We start from the raw sequence: 18,008 nt of genomic DNA on the forward strand, positions 1-18,008 counted from the left end.
GGTTGATAGGTCTGAGGTGGAAGTGTGGCGACACATGGAGCTGACAGATACTAATCGATCGAGGACTTAACCATATTTTTGAATGATGTCACACCTGTTATCTAGTTTTGAGAGAACACTCTCAATTTGTTTGGTGGCGATAGCGAAGAGGTCACACCCGTTCCCATACCGAACACGGAAGTTAAGCTCTTCAGCGCCGATGGTAGTCGGGGGGTTCCCCCTGTGAGAGTAGGACGCCGCCAAGCATTACTTTTATCATCGCGGGGTGGAGCAGTTCGGTAGCTCGTCGGGCTCATAACCCGAAGGTCGCAGGTTCAAATCCTGCCCCCGCAACCAAATATATGATTAAATAAGGAGTGCCCTAAGGGTACAACTAAAATAATCTTATACAAATATGGTCCGGTAGTTCAGTTGGTTAGAATGCCTGCCTGTCACGCAGGAGGTCGCGGGTTCGAGTCCCGTCCGGACCGCCATTAATGTAAACGAAACGATCATGTTTTCGTTTTTTTTGTGTTTTCTTTTACTGTATCTTCTGCTTGGTGTCATAGCCAAGCTTTCTTTATATCGGGAACATCTTGGATATTCCAGCAAAATTCGATAAACTAGGAAGAGCAATATAGGCATAAGCAGGGTTGAAAGGAGATTTTGGTTCATGGATGAATTTGATTTGATACATAGCATTACTCCGCGGACCATTCACCATTCTTCCGTTGATGTAGGAATAGGTGATGATGCAGCGCTCTACACTGCGAAACACGGCGTTCAGGAAATTGTTTGTGTTGATACTATGGTAGAAGACGTGCACTTCAAATTACACTATTCCTCACCTGAAGATATCGGGTATAAGGCGTTAGCCGTTAATATAAGTGATATTGCCGCGATGGGAGGCATTCCGAAATTTTATTTGGTATCAATTGCGGTACCTTCAAAATGGACGGCATCCGAAATCAAGGCGATGTATGAAGGAATGAATGAACTGGCGAAACTATATCAGATGGATCTGATTGGCGGCGATACAGTTTCTACCGCTGACAAATTAGTCGTTACAGTCACTGTGATCGGTGAAGTTGAAAAGGGACAGGCCTGTTTGCGCAGCTTAGCAAAACCGAATGATATTGTGTTTGTAACCGGTGAAATCGGTTCTTCTGCAGCAGGGCTTTCTTTATTATTAGAGGAGACTAATCCTCAAAACTCATCTGTGGAAACGGATTACTTTATCCACAGGCATAAACGGCCTGAGCCAAGAGTAAGCGTCGGCAGATTATGCTCGATTTTTAAACGGGCAGCTTTAAATGATGTTAGTGACGGATTGGCTAGTGAACTGAACGAGATTGCAGAAGCCAGCTGTGTTTCAATTGAAATTGTTGAAAGCATGCTTCCAATTCATTCTGATTTGCCTAAGCTTCATCCTAACTGGAAAGAATGGGCTTTGTTTGGCGGTGAGGATTTTGAGCTGACAGGGACGGTTTCAAATGAGGAGTGGGAAGTGTTGAAGCAGGAGTGCGCAGCGCTTCATCTTCCCATTACAAAGATTGGCTATGTCAGGGAAAAAACAAAATCTAAAGTGATCCTAAAAACAGATCAAACATCAATGATCTTAGAGAAAAAGGGATATAATCATTTTAAATAAGACGGGTGACTCGTGTGAAGCAATTAAAATGGAGAACTGTAAATCCAGAAGAAACAAAAGCAATTGCCAAGCTGACGGCAGCGTTTGCTAAACCGGGAGACGTCCTGACATTAGAGGGCGATTTAGGTGCAGGAAAAACGACTTTTACGAAAGGTTTTGCAGAAGGGCTGGGAATTACACGTGTTGTAAACAGTCCGACTTTTACAATTATAAAAGAATATAACGATGGCGTACTTCCTCTTTATCACATGGATGTGTATAGAATGGAAGATGAAAGTGAAGATTTGGGACTTGATGAATATTTTCACGGACAAGGTGTCTGTCTCGTTGAATGGGCTCATTTAATTGAAGAACAGCTGCCACAGGAGCGACTGCAAATTGTCATCAAAAGAGCTGGTGATGATGAGCGGGAAATTACCTTTACTGCTGTCGGGAATCGGTATGAAATGCTTTGTGAGGAGTTAAGTAGACATGACAATATTAGCAATTGATACATCAAATTATACATTGGGCATTGCGCTGCTTCGAGAAGACACTGTTATAGCAGAATACATTACATATTTGAAAAAGAACCACTCTGTAAGAGCGATGCCTGCTGTTCATTCATTGCTGAATGATTGTGATATGGCACCGCAGGACCTTTCTAAAATTGTCGTTGCAAAAGGCCCTGGTTCATACACAGGAGTAAGAATAGGTGTGACGTTGGCCAAAACACTTGCCTGGTCTTTAGACATTCCAATAAGTGCTGTATCAAGTCTTGAGACGCTTGCGGCAAATGGCCGGCATTTTGACGGTCTGATCAGCCCAATCTTTGATGCTAGACGGGGACAGGTGTACACAGGTCTGTATCAATATAAAAATGGGCTTTTAGAGCAAGTTGTTCCAGATCAAAATGTGATGCTGGCAGATTGGCTGGAGATGCTAAAAGAAAAGGACCGCCCTGTTTTGTTTTTAGGCCATGATACTTCTCTTCACAAGCAGATGATCGAGGATGTGCTTGGAACAAAAGGATTCATTGGAACTGCCGCCCAGCATAACCCGCGTCCTTCAGAATTGGCTTTTCTCGGGAAGGAAAAGGAAGCAGCTGATGTTCATGGGCTTGTCCCGGATTACTTGCGGCTGGCAGAAGCTGAAGCGAAATGGATTGAAAGTCAAAAGTAGGGTGATAGGATGAAAACAAAAGCAGCGGTCAGAAATATGCGGATTGAAGATATAGATCACGTATACGAAATCGAAGCATCCTCCTTTACGTCTCCTTGGACGAAGGATTCGTTTTATCATGAGCTGCTGGAAAATCCATATGCTCATTATCTCGTGATTGAAAAGGACGGCCATGTTGTTGGGTATTGCGGGATTTGGATTGTGATGGATGATGCCCAGATTACAAATATAGCGATAAAACCAGAGTATCGCGGCCAGTCTTTAGGAGAAACGCTTTTTCGCTCAGCTGTTGAACTGTGTAAAGAAAAAGACGCAAGGCGGCTTTCGCTTGAAGTGAGGGTTTCGAATCATCCTGCTCAAGGCTTATATAAGAAATTCGGGATGCAGCCCGGCGGAATAAGAAAGAACTATTATACTGATAACGGGGAAGATGCGTTAATTATGTGGGTGACGATAAATGAGTGAGCAAAAAGACATGTACGTATTAGGAATTGAAACAAGCTGTGATGAGACTGCTGCAGCTATTGTGAAAAACGGAAAAGAGATCATTTCAAACGTAGTAGCCTCTCAAATTGAAAGCCATAAGCGCTTCGGAGGCGTTGTTCCGGAAATTGCTTCAAGACATCATGTTGAACAAATCACTTTGGTTATAGAAGAGGCGTTTCGCAAAGCTGGCATGACGTATAGTGATATTGATGCGATTGCAGTAACAGAAGGTCCGGGACTGGTGGGAGCGCTTCTTATCGGAGTGAATGCCGCTAAAGCATTGAGCTTTGCACATAACATTCCGTTAGTAGGCGTTCATCATATAGCCGGTCATATATACGCGAACCGTCTTGTAGAAGACATCGTGTTCCCGGCACTGGCATTGGTCGTTTCAGGAGGCCATACAGAACTGGTTTATATGAAGGAACATGGATCATTTGAAGTCATTGGGGAAACCCTTGATGATGCGGCAGGAGAAGCCTACGACAAAGTGGCGCGGACGATGGGATTGCCATATCCGGGTGGACCGCAAATTGACAAGCTAGCTGAAAAAGGGAATGACAATATTCCGCTTCCTCGCGCATGGCTTGAAGAAGGCTCTTACAACTTCAGCTTTAGCGGATTGAAGTCTGCGGTGATCAATACGCTTCATAATGCATCCCAAAAAGGGCAAGAGATTGCTCCGGAAGATTTGTCTGCCAGTTTCCAAAATAGTGTGATCGATGTCTTGGTAACCAAAACGGCGCGCGCGGCAAAGGAATATGATGTCAAACAGGTCCTTTTAGCCGGAGGAGTAGCTGCAAACAGAGGCCTCAGAGCTGCATTAGAAAAGGAATTTGCCCAGCATGAAGGGATTACGCTTGTCATTCCTCCATTAGCTTTATGCACGGATAATGCTGCGATGATTGCTGCTGCTGGTACAATTGCTTTTGAAAAAGGAATTCGCGGTGCATATGATATGAATGGCCAGCCCGGCCTTGAATTGACTTCTTATCAAAGTCTCACGAGATAATAGCGTGAGACTTTTTATATGTTTGTTATTAACAGATAATTCACAATTTATCCACATGTCTGTGAGTAATTATAGAGATATAGATGGATAAAGGGCTGAAGCCGCTGTTAATAAAGTGGATAAATTCAGAATATTTTGTGGATATTGTGTATAAAGTTTACTTTGTTTATTTATTAGGAGATGTTCTGTGGATAAAAAGCACCTCTAAAAAGAGGTGCTTGACTTTTAATCTTCTTCTGTGGATAGTTCTTCCCATTCGGACAAAAGAGATTCCAGCTCCTGATTGAGCTTCTCATTGTCTGCATGGATAGCTTGTACTTTTTCATGATCCTGATAGACTTCAGGGTCACATAGCAATTCATCATTGCGGCTGATGTTCTCCTCAATGGTTTGAACGGTGGTTTCAATTTCTTCAATCCGACGGAGTCGTTGGCGCTCTTTCTTTTTCCATTCTTTTTCTTCCTCGTAGGAACGTTTGGAGTCAGACTTCACAGTAGCTGGCGTTTTTTCAGTTTCTTCTTGCTGATTTATTTTCTCCAATTCAAGCTGCTCTGTTTTTTTCTCTGTATAATAATCGTAATCTCCCAGATACTCCTCTATATGGCTTGAAGAAAGCTCCAATACTCTTGTGGCGATTCTGTTAATAAAATATCTGTCATGTGAGACAAATAACAGTGTGCCTGGATAATCAATCAGCGCGTTTTCGAGAACTTCTTTGCTGTCTAAATCCAGATGGTTAGTCGGTTCATCAAGGATGAGAAAGTTGGCTTTTTGAAGCATCAGCTTAGCTAGAGCCAATCTTGCTTTTTCGCCTCCGCTCAGTGAATGAACTGGTTTCAGCACATCATCTCCGGAGAATAAGAAATTTCCGAGACACGTTCTGATTTCTTTTTCTGGGAGCCCGGGGTACTCGTCCCACAGCTCATCAAGGACACGTTTAGAGGAAGTCAACTCAGCCTGTTCCTGATCATAATAGCCGACACTGACATTTGAGCCGTATGAGATCGTTCCTTGATCTGGTTTTAGGGTGTCTATCAATGTTTTCAGTAATGTCGATTTACCAATTCCGTTAGGGCCGACAAGCGCTGCGCTTTCTCCTCTTGTGAGCATGAATGACACTTCTGTTAAAAGCGGCGGCTGGTTTTCATAGCTGATTGTGAGATCCTGAACACGGAGGACTTCATTTCCGCTCTGTTTTGTAATATCAAAATGAAAGTTTGCAGATTTTTCATCGCCAAGCGGTTTTGACATGACTTCCATTCGCTCAAGCTGCTTTCTGCGGCTTTGCGCCCTTTTGGTGGTAGAGGCTCTCGCCAGATTTCGGTCTACGAAGTCCTGCAGCTTTGCAATCTCGTCCTGCTGCTTTTCATACATTTTAAGATCTTTTTCATACTGCGCGGCTTTTTGGTCGAGATAAGCACTGTAGTTGCCGTGATACTTTTTGCTTTCTGCTCTTGATACCTCGTATACCTGGTTTACTACTTTGTCCAAAAAGTAGCGGTCATGCGAAACGATGAGGATGGCGCCTGAATAGCCTTGTAAATAATGCTCAAGCCAGGTAAGCGTATCAATATCCAGATGGTTTGTCGGCTCATCGAGAATGAGCAAATCAGGCTGTGTTAACAGAAGCTTACCTAAAGCCAGTCTTGTTTTCTGGCCTCCGCTGAGGCTTTGAACCTGTGTAGAATCGTCAAAATGGCTGAAGCCGAGACCATGCAGCACAGATCTTACATCCGCTTCATATTGATAGCCGCCTTTATCTTTGAATTCCTGCTGAAGGCGGTCGTAGGTTTTCATGATGCTTTCTAATTCACCTGGGTCAGCTGCCGCCATTTTTTCTTCTATAGCCCGCATTTCCTTTTCCATTGCTTTTAAGTGGTCAAAAACAGTCAGCAGCTCTTCTTTTATGGTAAGCTTAGAATCCAAGCCAGTATGCTGGGCGAGATATCCCATTGTAATATCTTTCGGTTTAATAATTTCGCCCTTTGCATACGAAAGCTGGCCTGCGATAATTTTAAGGAGCGTGGATTTTCCGGCGCCATTTCTTCCTACAATGGCGATGCGATCACGATTTCTGACTTCCAGCTTTATATTGTTTAAAATAGTATCAGCACCAAACGATTTGGACAGCTGATTAACTTGTAAGATCATCATATTATTTCACCTCTGCTATAATAAGTTAAGTGTAGCTTATGAACCAGAAGTCAGCAAACAATACATTGGCCATATAAGACATAGAGAAGAAAATAGTGTATGATCTGTTTAAGGAGCGTTTTAATATGAATGGATTTTCTCATTTTAATGAACAGGGCAGAGCCCAGATGGTGGATATTAGCGAAAAATCTTCGACTGTCCGTACTGCGGCGGCTGTTTCAAGCGTACACATGAAGAATGAAGTGTACGAGAAAATACAAAGTCACGATATCGGCAAAGGAGATGTACTGGCTGTCGCACAGGTGGCAGGCATTATGGCCGCAAAGCAAACGTCGAATATCATTCCGATGTGCCATCCGCTTTCATTGAGCGGGGTAGATATATCGTTTGACTGGAAAATAAAAGAAGCAGAAGTTATACTTCATATAAAAGCACAGGTCAAAACGAAAGGGAGTACAGGTGTGGAAATGGAAGCGCTCACTTCTGCATCGGTGTGCGCTCTTACCGTTTACGATATGTGCAAGGCCCTTGATAAGGGAATGGTCATCGGCCCTACTTTCTTGCTGGAGAAGACAGGCGGGAAAAACGGTGACTTTAAAAGAGAACTATCCGAGTATAATTTGGAGGACCAAAAATGAATAAGGATCAATCAAAAATTCCGCAGGCGACGGCGAAACGGCTGCCGCTTTACTATCGCTTTTTAAAGAATCTGCATGCGTCAGGAAAACAGCGTGTATCATCCGCTGAACTCAGTGATGCCGTAAAGGTTGATTCTGCCACGATTCGGAGGGATTTTTCCTATTTTGGAGCTCTTGGCAAAAAAGGATACGGATATAATGTGGATTATTTGCTGTCTTTTTTCCGGAAAACGCTTGATCAGGATGAGATGACAGACGTCATCTTGATTGGTGTCGGGAACTTGGGAACGGCATTTCTTCACTATAATTTCACAAAAAACAATAACACAAAAATTTCTATGGCTTTTGATATAAATGAGAGTAAAATAGGAACTGAGGTAGGCGGCGTGCCCGTCTATAACCTTGATGACCTTGAACAACACGTAAAAGATGAATCAGTTGCCATTCTTACAGTGCCAGCAGTTGCCGCTCAATCCATTACAGACAGATTGGTCGCATTAGGAATCAAGGGAATCCTTAATTTTACGCCGGCCCGTTTGAATGTGCCGGAACACATTCGAATTCATCATATAGATTTAGCAGTTGAGCTTCAGTCACTGGTTTATTTTTTGAAGCATTATTCAGTTTTAGAGGAAATCGAATAGAGGGAAAGGAGGAGCCCAAATATGCCGATCGGTCCTGGAAGCCTTGCTGTTATCGCAATCGTTGCTCTGATTATCTTCGGTCCCAAAAAGCTGCCTGAATTGGGTAAAGCAGCGGGAGACACACTTCGTGAATTCAAAAACGCTACAAAAGGATTAACGAGTGATGAAGAGGAAAAAAAGAAAGAAGATCAGTAAGTTAGGATGACACGAATGAAAGTGAATCAAATGTCGCTGCTGGAGCATATTGCTGAGCTTCGAAAACGGTTGCTGATTGTAGCGCTGGCGTTTGTCGTTTTCTTTATTGCTGGATTTTTTTTAGCGAAGCCGATTATTGTGTATCTGCAAGAAACAGATGAAGCGAAGCAGCTTACGCTTAACGCGTTTAACCTGACAGACCCGCTTTATGTGTTTATGCAATTTGCGTTTATCATCGGCATAGTCCTGACCTCGCCGGTTATTCTTTATCAGCTTTGGGCTTTTGTGAGTCCGGGTCTCTATGAGAAAGAGCGCAAAGTAACGCTCAGCTACATTCCGATCTCTATTTTGCTGTTTTTAGCGGGCTTATCTTTTTCATATTATGTTTTATTTCCTTTTGTTGTTGATTTTATGAAGCGGATCTCTCAGGACTTGAATGTCAATCAGGTGATCGGAATTAATGAATATTTTCATTTTCTTCTGCAGCTGACGATTCCGTTTGGACTGCTGTTCCAAATGCCGGTCATCCTCATGTTTTTGACCAGGCTCGGAATTGTGACACCGATGTTCTTGGCGAAAATCAGAAAGTATGCGTATTTTACGCTGCTGGTGATCGCAGCCCTGATTACACCGCCTGAGCTTCTGTCCCATATGATGGTCACAGTCCCGCTTTTGATTTTATATGAAATCAGTATTCTGATATCGAAGGCCGCTTATCGGAAAGCGCAGAAAAGCAGTGCTGCCGATCAGGACGTGTCTTCGGGGCAATAATAAAAAATCCATTTCTCATGAGGGAAATGGATTCAGCGTGTTGACAAACCCCCGCATTTGTTGTCAAGCCTGTGCGTTGGTGCTCACGAATGAAAACATTCGCTCCGCTCCAATGCTCGCCTTTCCTAGACTTCAAGGGTTTTCAATCACGCTGAAAATGACAAAATCCTAAAACGAAAGCCGTTTTAGGATTTAATTTGAATCCATTTCTCATTCAGAAATGGATTTTCTTTATTTTTGGTTCTTTTTGATTTTAAATGAAAAGGCGAACATCTTAAAAGAAATGCTGATGTTGTAAGCGGCGAACACCATCAGCAGGATGGAGTAAAATGACCACATGCTGCCTGGCGAGCTTGCGGCAAGATAAGTAAAGATGCACCCTACGGCAAAGTAGATCATTCCCCAAACTACCGGGTTTCTCATAAAAATAATCCTCCAATAATCAATTGCATTTGTGTGCTCTGCTGTTCAAGGTAATTCCGAACAGGCTCAAGCTGCATGATGACGACGAATGTATTCATCATTAAATGGGCGAAAATCGGCACCCATATCCGTTTTGTTCTCGCATATAAAAAGGCAAAGGTAAAGCCCATTGCTGTATATAGAAGGAGATGCTTCAAATCAGCGTGAACAATACCGAAGATAACCGAGCTGATCAGTCCTGCGAAAAAGAAATTCGTTTTTTCGTAGAGCGCGCCGAAAATGATTTTTCTGAAGATGATTTCTTCTAATATAGGCCCGATGACGGAAGAAACGATAATCATGAGCGGGACTGCCTGAATGACATCCAGAATCGCTTGTGTATTTTCTGATTCTCTTCCGATGCCAAAAACATAATATTCAATAGAGCCTGCTATTCCTTGAGAGAAAAGGGCAATGAAAAAACCGGCTATCGCCCAAAGGATAGAGAGTCCGATTGAGTCCTTCTGTCCGTTTCGCAGCGTTTCTTTCGGAACGGTTCTCAGAATGAGCAGAACAACAACGAGACAGGCGATAAAGCTGATAACGGACCATAATCCTTGTGCATGCAGCATATTTTCATCTGTAGGCTGTCCTCCGGCATAACCGAATTTAAATAACAAGGGAATCGCGATTAATGCGGAAAACTGCATGATGATATATGTCAAAATAATAAACCAATACTGTTTTCTCAAATGGTATGTACTCCTTTGTTAAGTGGGTTTCGTTCATCTACAGCTATTGTAACATAATCGGTACGGGGGTGAAAAAGCTAACGGAAAAGGGAGCGGAAAAGAATGATGTAAGCGTGAAAAATTTTTTATCTTATCACTTGAAATTGGAAGGGAGATTCTTTATTATAAGAATTGTGTTAGCACTCTTTAGTGCTGAGTGCTAAAATTACATATTCATACTATTGAGGAGGTTATTACATTGTTAAAGCCATTAGGTGATCGCGTTGTCATTGAACTCGTAGAATCTGAAGAAAAAACTGCCAGCGGAATTGTATTGCCGGATTCTGCAAAAGAAAAACCGCAAGAAGGCAAAATCGTGGCAGCTGGTTCAGGTCGCGTGTTAGAAAGCGGAGAGCGCGTTGCTTTAGAAGTAAAAGAGGGCGACCGCATTATCTTCTCAAAATACGCAGGTACTGAAGTGAAATACGAAGGTACTGAATACTTAATCTTACGTGAAAGCGACATTTTAGCTGTTATAGGCTAATTCTTAAATAAACAATATTTAAAACATTTGAGGAGGTCTTGTAAACATGGCAAAAGAAATTAAGTTTAGTGAAGAAGCTCGCCGCGCAATGCTTCGCGGTGTCGATGCACTTGCTGATGCTGTTAAAGTAACTTTAGGACCAAAAGGACGCAACGTGGTTCTAGAGAAAAAATTCGGTTCTCCGTTAATCACAAATGACGGTGTAACAATCGCTAAAGAAATCGAGCTAGAAGACGCTTTTGAAAACATGGGTGCTAAGCTTGTTGCTGAAGTAGCCAGCAAAACAAACGACGTTGCCGGTGACGGTACAACAACTGCAACAGTTCTTGCGCAAGCAATGATCCGTGAAGGCCTTAAAAACGTAACAGCAGGCGCTAACCCTGTAGGCGTGCGTAAAGGGATGGAACAAGCTGTAGCGGTTGCGATCGAAAACTTAAAAGAAATTTCTAAGCCAATCGAAGGCAAAGAGTCTATCGCTCAGGTTGCTGCGATCTCTGCTGCTGATGAGGAAGTCGGAAGCCTTATCGCTGAAGCAATGGAGCGCGTAGGAAACGACGGCGTTATCACAATCGAAGAGTCTAAAGGCTTCACAACTGAGCTTGAAGTTGTTGAAGGTATGCAATTCGACCGCGGATATGCGTCTCCTTACATGGTAACTGACTCTGATAAGATGGAAGCGGTTCTTGACAATCCTTACATCTTAATCACAGACAAAAAAATCACAAACATTCAAGAAATCCTTCCTGTGCTTGAGCAGGTTGTTCAGCAAGGCAAACCATTGCTTCTGATCGCTGAGGATGTTGAAGGCGAAGCACTTGCAACACTTGTTGTGAACAAACTTCGCGGCACATTCAACGCAGTTGCTGTTAAAGCTCCTGGCTTCGGTGACCGCCGTAAAGCAATGCTTGAAGACATCGCTGTCCTTACTGGCGGAGAAGTCATCACAGAAGATCTTGGCCTTGACCTGAAATCTACTCAAATCGCTCAATTGGGACGCGCCTCTAAAGTTGTCGTTACTAAAGAAAACACAACAATCGTTGAAGGCGCTGGCGAAACAGACAAAATTTCTGCCCGCGTGACTCAAATCCGCGCTCAAGTGGAAGAAACAACTTCTGAATTCGACAGAGAAAAATTACAAGAGCGTCTTGCTAAACTTGCTGGCGGCGTAGCTGTCATCAAAGTCGGCGCTGCGACTGAAACTGAACTGAAAGAGCGTAAACTTCGCATCGAAGACGCCCTGAACTCAACTCGCGCAGCTGTTGAAGAAGGCATCGTATCCGGTGGTGGTACAGCGCTTGTAAACGTATATAACAAAGTCGCTGCAGTTGAAGCTGAAGGCGATGCTCAAACAGGTATCAACATCGTGCTTCGCGCGCTTGAAGAGCCAATCCGTCAAATCGCACACAATGCTGGTCTTGAAGGATCTGTCATCGTTGAGCGCCTCAAAAACGAAGAAATCGGCGTAGGCTTCAACGCTGCAACTGGCGAATGGGTAAACATGATCGAAAAAGGTATCGTTGACCCAACGAAAGTTACACGCTCAGCTCTTCAAAACGCTGCGTCTGTAGCTGCAATGTTCTTAACAACTGAAGCCGTTGTCGCTGACAAGCCAGAAGAAAACGCTGGCGGCGGAATGCCTGACATGGGCGGCATGGGCGGTATGGGCGGCATGATGTAATCAATTCCCCAAAACCCAGTAAAAATGGGGTTTCTAGACTCTTATCTACTTTGAAAATAACCGAAGAATAACAAAAGGGTAACATTTTCTTGAATAAGGATCTAAATCAGAGGTTTTCCATTAGTTCTTTGAACTTTTGGGAAGCCTTTTTTATTTCTTACTTCAAATAAATGTCCTTTGTCGTATCCTCATCTTTGTATCCTAATCGTTCTATTATTTAGAAGAGTTACCTAGCCTGTGCTAATAGGGGTGTGAGTATGACATAATTAGGGAAGTTCTGTATTTAGTTCTTCCATTTTTAACATGGGTCTAGTTCAATTCTCTATTTTTAAATATAGAGGGGATTACTAGGTAGTTACTCCTCGATGCTCACAAAAACAAAGTTTTCGTATAAATATATCCCAGTACTTCATCATCAATTGTTGTTGAACTAACTTATGCTTACTTAATTCATTAATTCGGTTTCATCAATATCAATAATGTGTACAGCTGCCGATGTTTATGGAGTAAATAACTTTAAATTCTTATTGTTGTTTGGGGGATTGTAATATGTTACTAAAATGCTATTAGTCTGTTTTCAAAATTAATATCGCGCCATTTTAAATTGCAAGTTTTGTCTGCACGTAATGGGTAATTGTTATTAATTAAAAAGATAGAGTAATCATCATCAATCTTTGTGTTTGAGTTCTTCTCTATCTAAATATTTTGGTAAACTGTTTCGATCCCAAATCTTTGTTGATATATTGCTGTTTAGGAGCTGTGTCGGGTCTTTTTTTAGGATTTTCAGTTCGATAACCCTAAAGATTATTTTGCTTGTCGATGAGCATATCCCTTTCTTTAAGTCATTTAAGGCTTCCTGATATTGTTTTCAATAGTCTGATAGTCGTTTGTATTCGTGCCTGCGGGTTCTCGCAGTATTTTCTTTTACAACGTCCGTACCTTAATAGAGGGACAGCCACTCGTCAGGAAAAGCCTTAAATGTTGTGTCAGTCTCTTCTAGGTAGGTACCTTAACTTATTTCGTTTCCTCAGATTAGCCTCTGCCTCCTTTAATCGGAACTATTTTATATTTTTTCCTTTCATTCCATTTATATAATAATAAATTGCAGTAAGTCCACTTACTCCTACCCTTTCTATACCAAATAGTGTTTTGTGAAGAGCGGTAAGGATTTTCCTTTTTTAAAATTCTTTATTGTGAGTTTAATAGTATAATTAGGTTATTATACAAAGGGAGTGATTTAATGGAGGATTTACTTAGTCTAGAAAAACAGCAAATTGAAAATGAAGATGAGAAAATTGAATATGTTGATGAAATAAAAGTAGTAACAAGGGGCGTGGATTTTTCTGTACGTGAATTAAAACTGCTAAGAGAGGAAAAAGAATTAATTGTTCCTGATTTCCAGCGGGAATTAGTATGGGATAATAAAAGAAAATCAAGATTTATTGAGTCCATTTTATTAGGATATCCTATCCCAGGAATGTTTTTCACTGATTTAGAAAAAGGCCGTATGATGATAATAGATGGGCAACAAAGGATAAATACTCTAGTTGAATTTCTAAATAATGAGTTAAAAATATTAAAGCGGGAAGACATAAATCCTAAATGGAGAGGAAAATTTTACAGGGAAATAGATGAAGACTCACAAAGACGTCTTAGAAATACAAATATTAGAGCTTCTGTGTTTCAGATATTGTCAGAAGATGTGGATAAGGATATTGCATTGTATAGTTTATTTGAAAGAATCAATACCGGAAGTATTCAACTAAATAGTCAAGAGATTAGGAGAGCTATATATTTTGGAGAATTCACAAAAAAATTAAATATTTTTGTAGAAAATCCGCTTTGGTTAGCTGCATATAAAATGATAATGCCTGAAGAATATAAAGATTATTCTAAAGATAAAAGGCTGAACGATCAGGAGATTGTAGCTAGATATTTTACTCTTAAATCATTAATTCAATCCAAAGAATTAGAAAGTGATATCTCTTATAAAAAAGAAATTAATCGATTTATGTCAAATGTTCAGAAAATAGAAGAGGAGACAGTAGATAAAATATTTAAAGACCTCGAGGAGAAATTAAGGTGGTTACAATCTCAAGTGGATTTTTCAATAGGTTATCTTTTTAGAAGGCCTATCGAAAAAATAGAACATATAAATAATATTAAGGATATTTTAAAAGGAAAAAAATTTAACATTCCCTTATTTGAGAGTGTATTGATAAGTATTGATAAATTAAAGTTGGAAAATACAAAATTAGATATTGAGAAATACTTTAACCTATTTAATGATGAAAAGTTTGTAGATGCAATTTCCTCGCAAACTAATCGTGTTGAAAAGATTCATTATAGGTTGGGTGCGGTAGAGGAGGTTTTCTACAGTGAATAACAAATTAATGGAAAGAGAAATGGAAGTGGTAAAAAGTACAGGATTAATGGTAGAGAATAAAAATGCTATTGAGGTAGACAAAACTGAATTACCTGTAGAAGCAGATGATATTACACAAGAAATAGATGATTTGAAAAGACAGATTATATTCTTGAAAGAATTAGTAGAAGAAGCAACATATGATTCTTTTATTAAAGTTATCAATTACTATGAAGAGCTATTGAGAATGGATACAAATGAAAGATCTTCATCAGTATATGGCTTAACAAGCACGTATGGTTTGCTGCTATTAAATTCAACGTATGATGTTTCTATTAAAGAGATTTTCAGAAAAAGATTTTCTAATGCTTTAGCGGATAAAAACATAATTCAGAGTTACATTAGTGGAATTATTGATAATAAAATATTAAATAGGTATATGACTAATATAAAACATAAAAATGTAAAAGATACATTTGCTTTAGCAGTTGATACAAATGATGCCAAACTTCAAAGGAGTATAAAAGTAATAAATGATCTAATAGATACTCGGAATAAAATTGCTCATGGCTTAGAGACTAGCACAAAAGGTCATAATGATTTGATCAGCGCATTAGAAAGCGTGATCTATTATTTGAATTGGTATAATGAACAACTTTTAAATAAGTTCTGTGAAAGTTAGATTTAAGGGGTAAGTTGAGGTTGATCATGTGATGAAATAAAGGTTACATCAAGTTTTGTTTACCCTTTAGATTAATTTTAAATAGCTTGTAAGTATAGAATTAGTATAAGTTAGTATAAAACTTTGTTGGAACGAAATAATTCGTTTATGGAAGGAATGGACACAGATAATTTATCGACTTAAAATCTTTAATAAAAATGATAATCCTTTTTTATTTCTGAAAATAAAATAATTATCGCAGAAAAGACCTCTAATCAATTACTAGGTAGATTAGAGGTTATTTTAAAAAGGGCTTAGTTATTTGTCGACGCTCATATACCTATCTAATTACTATATATTACTTGTTTATTTAATAACCATCTGTAATCTTTCCACCTCTCCCCGAATCCCAATCGCAGGCTCCCACGAATCAATCAAACGAATCGCCTTCTGATTAGATTCCATCGCTTTCGTTTTCTCTCCTTTACGGTTCAACAGCTGCGCCATCCCGTAAAAATAATAGATCAACTCAACCTGATTGGCGTTATGTTTGTCATAGAGCATTTGCTCAAAGGCTTCTTCCGCTTTCTCAAACTGGTCACACTTCACATAAGCAACACCCAAATTGAAATAGGCTTCTATCGTTTTTTCGCCGCCGTACGTGGAGCTGATCTCATTTGCCGCTTCGTATAGTTGAATGGCTTCTTCATCAAGGTCTCTCGCAAAGCTTAGGTCTCCGCGAACCAATAGAACCCTGTGTTGAATCGTAGGGGAAATCGGTTGATCTTCGATTTTGTTTAAAATGGTCATTGCTTTTTCCTGTTGCCCGGCTTTTAAAAACAGCCTTGCTTTGAGTGCCTGTCCCCAAACCTTTAGATCATAGGCATCGTGAGCGTCTGATTGTTCCAGAATCCTCAGCCCGGCTTCAATTTGCTGTAAGGCCCTGTCTAAATCATTGACTTCCATCAGAGCCCAGCCTGCTGTGTCGATTCGGAAGTACGCTTCTCGTATGTGTTGGCCTAATTGATGGGCGGCGTCGGCGGCTTTGCGCCCGTATTCGATTCGCAGGGGCAGGTTGATTCTGCTTAGAAAATGGCTGATGCGGGTGATGAGTTCGATTAGGATTTCTTTTTGATCGGTTTCACTTGCCCATTGGATGACCTTTAAGATGTTTGGCCATTCTTGTTTCATTTGATCTAAGTTCCGTCCCAGCAGGTAGCTCCAATAGATAGAGTTGGGCTGTTCCCGCTTTAAATGGGTTTCGGCATAATCAATATAATAGTGAGCCCAGCGATTGTGGGCTTCTTTTTCATATTCGTGCTGTTCGGACAAGTGCTGTTCTCCGTAAGCGACAACGGTTTGGTGCGCTAAGTATTGTGTCCTGCCTTGGCTTCGTTCCGGCTGAATCAGCGCATATGACCGCATTTGTTCCATAGCGTAATGAAAACGGCGGGCGTCTAATCCGGCTGCTGCCGCCAAGCTTTTTTCATCAGGCGGCTTGCTGAAAAAGCAAAGCGTCTGCCAGAGCTTTCGCGTATCTTCATTGCATCTATCCCAGGTGCGGCCAAAGAGGAATTCAAACAATTCCAGCAGTGAGTAGCCTGCTTTTCCAAGCTCATGAATCAGCTGCTGAGCGGGGATGTCATCGTCTGACATATAGGCAATGCTGAGTGCCATGGCTTTCGGGTTTCCGGCAGTCGCTGAAATGAATTCGTTTTTCAGGTCAGATGATAGATGTAACAGCTGCTCCAGCTTTTCCCGTTTACGTGGGAGGTTGCATGTTTGTAAGCAGTGATGCACTTCTTGTTGAAAAAATTCGTGGGCATCTGTTTGGTCAAGACCGCTTAGCTGAATGGCTGTCATTTCTCCGAAGCTTTCCCGATAGGTCTGCTTTACGTTTTCCCGCGCTGTGAGGAGGACTTTCACGCCTTGAGGAAGGCTGGTGATAAATTCATGAATGTCACGTTCTGCGGTATCAATACTGTCAACGATCAGCAGGATCGGTTTTTCTCTAGTATAATTGGCTAACGCATTGCGGACGACGAACCGTTTTTCATTGATTGATTTATCGATTTGTTCTGTGCGTCCGAGCTGATAGGCGATCGTATTTAAAAAATCGCTAAAGCTCAATCCTTTCCAATCAGCGCTGACCCAGATGATGCTGTTGAATGCGTGCCAATCTGAAGTATCGCCGACACAGGAATAGGCGGCTTCAAGAGCGACTGTGGTTTTACCCATACCGGCCCAGCCGGTGATTAAACAGACTGGTGACGGAGAAAGCATCCATTGCCGTATCGCTTCCATATCAAAGCTGCGTCCGATAAAGCGTCCGGACCAGCGTGAGGGTAAATTATGAGTGATAGGCTGTTCTGTAAGCGCATTCGTTTCATGGCCGGGTCTGTCATGAAACAGCCGTTTTACTACATTTTCAATTTCGCCTTCACTCGGAGCCCCGAATAATCCGTCTTTTCGCAGTATTTTCGCTTTTTTCAAACAGGATGCTGCCCATACAGGCAATGCGGGTTTGATGACTGGGATAGTGGTGGCTTCCAGCAAGTCGGTCAACCACTCGATATCCAAGTCGGTCTTTTCGAGAATGATCCAGATCATTCCGAACAGTTTTCCGTCGTCGATTCTTCCGGGAATGTAGTTTGCCCCCATCTGTCCGATCCAGCTTTTGATCGTGTTTGGGGAGACTCCCAGCTGGAGTGCGATTTTATCTATGTAAGACTGTCCTGTTTTTTCATTCTTTTTCCTTCTGACTTTATAATCAGGATGAAGTTTTAGCGTTTTGACGCCAGGTGCCAGCAGTTGTGCAAATTGTTTTCGGTTTTCAAGTTCAGCCATAAGCCTGCACCTCCTATTAGTACTATTTTATCAATCCAGCGTTTTTTGTATATGAAAAAATAAAAGTACAGTGCCGCTGTCCTTTTATA

General features: G+C 41.3%; 17 protein-coding genes, 2 tRNA genes and 2 rRNA genes (1 of these 21 only partly in view). 17 read left to right on the top strand and 4 right to left on the bottom strand.

The window, feature by feature from the left end; translation table 11 throughout:
- The 9 genes from MKX38_RS03245 to tsaD all read left to right on the top strand — a co-directional run.
- Nucleotides 1-74: ribosomal RNA gene (locus MKX38_RS03245) — 23S ribosomal RNA — on the top strand; it begins 2,854 nt to the left of the window's first position.
- Nucleotides 75-129: 55 nt separating this feature from the next.
- Nucleotides 130-245 (top strand): 5S ribosomal RNA (gene rrf / locus MKX38_RS03250).
- 14 nt (nt 246-259) lie between these two features.
- Nucleotides 260-336 (top strand) — tRNA-Met (locus MKX38_RS03255).
- Between the two features lie 60 nt (nt 337-396).
- Nucleotides 397-473, top strand: a tRNA-Asp gene (locus MKX38_RS03260).
- A gap of 179 nt (nt 474-652) precedes the next feature.
- Nucleotides 653-1,630 carry a thiamine-phosphate kinase gene (gene thiL / locus MKX38_RS03265; protein WP_339188584.1) on the top strand — a complete coding sequence of 326 codons (978 nt, stop codon included), beginning with the start codon at nt 653-655 and terminating at the stop codon, nt 1,628-1,630.
- A gap of 14 nt (nt 1,631-1,644) precedes the next feature.
- The gene (gene tsaE / locus MKX38_RS03270; RefSeq protein ID WP_041336741.1) at nt 1,645-2,121 is read left to right on the top strand and encodes a tRNA (adenosine(37)-N6)-threonylcarbamoyltransferase complex ATPase subunit type 1 TsaE; all 477 of its coding nucleotides are present in this window, start codon (nt 1,645-1,647) and stop codon (nt 2,119-2,121) included.
- Complete coding sequence (gene tsaB, locus MKX38_RS03275; protein WP_003234078.1) at nt 2,102-2,791, top strand: tRNA (adenosine(37)-N6)-threonylcarbamoyltransferase complex dimerization subunit type 1 TsaB; 690 nt, start codon at nt 2,102-2,104, stop codon at nt 2,789-2,791. Before tsaE ends, tsaB begins: the two co-directional genes overlap by 20 nt.
- A 9-nt stretch (nt 2,792-2,800) precedes the next feature.
- Nucleotides 2,801-3,256: a ribosomal protein S18-alanine N-acetyltransferase gene (gene rimI, locus MKX38_RS03280; RefSeq protein ID WP_003234077.1), complete on the top strand. Its 456-nt coding sequence runs from the start codon at nt 2,801-2,803 to the stop codon at nt 3,254-3,256.
- Nucleotides 3,249-4,289, top strand: coding sequence for a tRNA (adenosine(37)-N6)-threonylcarbamoyltransferase complex transferase subunit TsaD (gene tsaD, locus MKX38_RS03285; protein WP_003234076.1), 1,041 nt, complete (start codon nt 3,249-3,251; stop codon nt 4,287-4,289). The genes rimI and tsaD overlap by 8 nt, the downstream gene beginning before the upstream one ends.
- 225 nt (nt 4,290-4,514) lie before the next feature.
- On the opposite strand, the gene MKX38_RS03290 is transcribed toward tsaD, so the two are convergent.
- Nucleotides 4,515-6,443: an ABC-F family ATP-binding cassette domain-containing protein gene (locus tag MKX38_RS03290; RefSeq protein ID WP_339188589.1), complete on the bottom strand. Its 1,929-nt coding sequence runs from the start codon at nt 6,441-6,443 to the stop codon at nt 4,515-4,517.
- Nucleotides 6,444-6,568: 125 nt separating this feature from the next.
- Between MKX38_RS03290 and moaC the strand changes: the two genes are divergently transcribed.
- The 4 genes from moaC to tatC are packed head-to-tail and all read left to right on the top strand — an operon-like array spanning nt 6,569 to nt 8,691.
- On the top strand, nt 6,569-7,081 hold the full coding sequence (gene moaC / locus MKX38_RS03295; protein WP_003243499.1) for a cyclic pyranopterin monophosphate synthase MoaC: 513 nt from the start codon (nt 6,569-6,571) through the stop codon (nt 7,079-7,081).
- Nucleotides 7,078-7,725, top strand: a complete 648-nt coding sequence (locus MKX38_RS03300) for a redox-sensing transcriptional repressor Rex (protein ID WP_003234073.1) — start codon at nt 7,078-7,080, stop codon at nt 7,723-7,725. Before moaC ends, MKX38_RS03300 begins: the two co-directional genes overlap by 4 nt.
- Before the next feature lie 21 nt (nt 7,726-7,746).
- Nucleotides 7,747-7,920, top strand: coding sequence for a sec-independent protein translocase protein TatAY (gene tatAY / locus MKX38_RS03305; protein WP_003234072.1), 174 nt, complete (start codon nt 7,747-7,749; stop codon nt 7,918-7,920).
- 6 nt (nt 7,921-7,926) lie between these two features.
- The gene (tatC, locus tag MKX38_RS03310; RefSeq protein WP_339188592.1) at nt 7,927-8,691 is read left to right on the top strand and encodes a twin-arginine translocase subunit TatC; all 765 of its coding nucleotides are present in this window, start codon (nt 7,927-7,929) and stop codon (nt 8,689-8,691) included.
- A 231-nt stretch (nt 8,692-8,922) separates the two neighbouring features.
- Here tatC and MKX38_RS03315 read toward each other — a convergent pair whose 3' ends face one another.
- Both MKX38_RS03315 and MKX38_RS03320 read right to left on the bottom strand, forming a co-directional pair.
- Entirely contained in the window at nt 8,923-9,114 is a 192-nt protein-coding gene (locus MKX38_RS03315) for a YdiK family protein (protein ID WP_003225680.1), read from the bottom strand.
- Nucleotides 9,111-9,845 (bottom strand): type II CAAX endopeptidase family protein, encoded by a 735-nt coding sequence (locus MKX38_RS03320; RefSeq protein ID WP_029317386.1) that lies wholly within the window; start codon nt 9,843-9,845, stop codon nt 9,111-9,113. The genes MKX38_RS03315 and MKX38_RS03320 overlap by 4 nt, the downstream gene beginning before the upstream one ends.
- Before the next feature lie 238 nt (nt 9,846-10,083).
- Between MKX38_RS03320 and groES the strand changes: the two genes are divergently transcribed.
- From groES to MKX38_RS03340, 4 genes are all read left to right on the top strand, one after another.
- The gene (gene groES, locus MKX38_RS03325) at nt 10,084-10,368 is read left to right on the top strand and encodes a co-chaperone GroES (protein WP_003155970.1); all 285 of its coding nucleotides are present in this window, start codon (nt 10,084-10,086) and stop codon (nt 10,366-10,368) included.
- 46 nt (nt 10,369-10,414) lie between these two features.
- The gene (groL, locus tag MKX38_RS03330; protein WP_003234067.1) at nt 10,415-12,046 is read left to right on the top strand and encodes a chaperonin GroEL; all 1,632 of its coding nucleotides are present in this window, start codon (nt 10,415-10,417) and stop codon (nt 12,044-12,046) included.
- A gap of 1,240 nt (nt 12,047-13,286) precedes the next feature.
- Nucleotides 13,287-14,432 (top strand): DUF262 domain-containing protein, encoded by a 1,146-nt coding sequence (locus MKX38_RS03335; RefSeq protein ID WP_339188595.1) that lies wholly within the window; start codon nt 13,287-13,289, stop codon nt 14,430-14,432.
- A complete protein-coding gene (locus MKX38_RS03340) occupies nt 14,425-15,093 on the top strand; it encodes a HEPN domain-containing protein (protein WP_339188596.1) in 669 nt (222 codons plus the stop codon). Before MKX38_RS03335 ends, MKX38_RS03340 begins: the two co-directional genes overlap by 8 nt.
- Nucleotides 15,094-15,438: 345 nt before the next feature.
- On the opposite strand, the gene gutR is transcribed toward MKX38_RS03340, so the two are convergent.
- The gene (gene gutR / locus MKX38_RS03345) at nt 15,439-17,919 is read right to left on the bottom strand and encodes a glucitol operon transcriptional regulator GutR (protein WP_339188598.1); all 2,481 of its coding nucleotides are present in this window, start codon (nt 17,917-17,919) and stop codon (nt 15,439-15,441) included.
- Between the last annotated feature and the right edge of the window lie 89 nt (nt 17,920-18,008).

It is taken from the genome of Bacillus sp. FSL M8-0025, assembly GCF_037975475.1.
Classification (GTDB): domain Bacteria; phylum Bacillota; class Bacilli; order Bacillales; family Bacillaceae; genus Bacillus; species Bacillus subtilis.

Excerpts from the sequence above, each read along its gene's own strand:
- thiL (WP_339188584.1), top strand. The coding sequence starts at position 653 with ATGGATGAATTTGATTTGATACATAGCATTACTCCGCGGACCATTCAC.
- tsaB (WP_003234078.1), top strand. The coding sequence starts at position 2,102 with ATGACAATATTAGCAATTGATACATCAAATTATACATTGGGCATTGCG.
- rimI (WP_003234077.1), top strand. The coding sequence starts at position 2,801 with ATGAAAACAAAAGCAGCGGTCAGAAATATGCGGATTGAAGATATAGAT.
- tsaD (WP_003234076.1), top strand. The coding sequence starts at position 3,249 with ATGAGTGAGCAAAAAGACATGTACGTATTAGGAATTGAAACAAGCTGT.
- MKX38_RS03290 (WP_339188589.1), bottom strand. The coding sequence starts at position 6,443 with ATGATGATCTTACAAGTTAATCAGCTGTCCAAATCGTTTGGTGCTGAT.
- moaC (WP_003243499.1), top strand. The coding sequence starts at position 6,569 with ATGAATGGATTTTCTCATTTTAATGAACAGGGCAGAGCCCAGATGGTG.
- MKX38_RS03300 (WP_003234073.1), top strand. The coding sequence starts at position 7,078 with ATGAATAAGGATCAATCAAAAATTCCGCAGGCGACGGCGAAACGGCTG.
- tatAY (WP_003234072.1), top strand. The coding sequence starts at position 7,747 with ATGCCGATCGGTCCTGGAAGCCTTGCTGTTATCGCAATCGTTGCTCTG.
- tatC (WP_339188592.1), top strand. The coding sequence starts at position 7,927 with ATGACACGAATGAAAGTGAATCAAATGTCGCTGCTGGAGCATATTGCT.
- MKX38_RS03315 (WP_003225680.1), bottom strand. The coding sequence starts at position 9,114 with ATGAGAAACCCGGTAGTTTGGGGAATGATCTACTTTGCCGTAGGGTGC.
- groL (WP_003234067.1), top strand. The coding sequence starts at position 10,415 with ATGGCAAAAGAAATTAAGTTTAGTGAAGAAGCTCGCCGCGCAATGCTT.
- MKX38_RS03335 (WP_339188595.1), top strand. The coding sequence starts at position 13,287 with ATGGAGGATTTACTTAGTCTAGAAAAACAGCAAATTGAAAATGAAGAT.
- gutR (WP_339188598.1), bottom strand. The coding sequence starts at position 17,919 with ATGGCTGAACTTGAAAACCGAAAACAATTTGCACAACTGCTGGCACCT.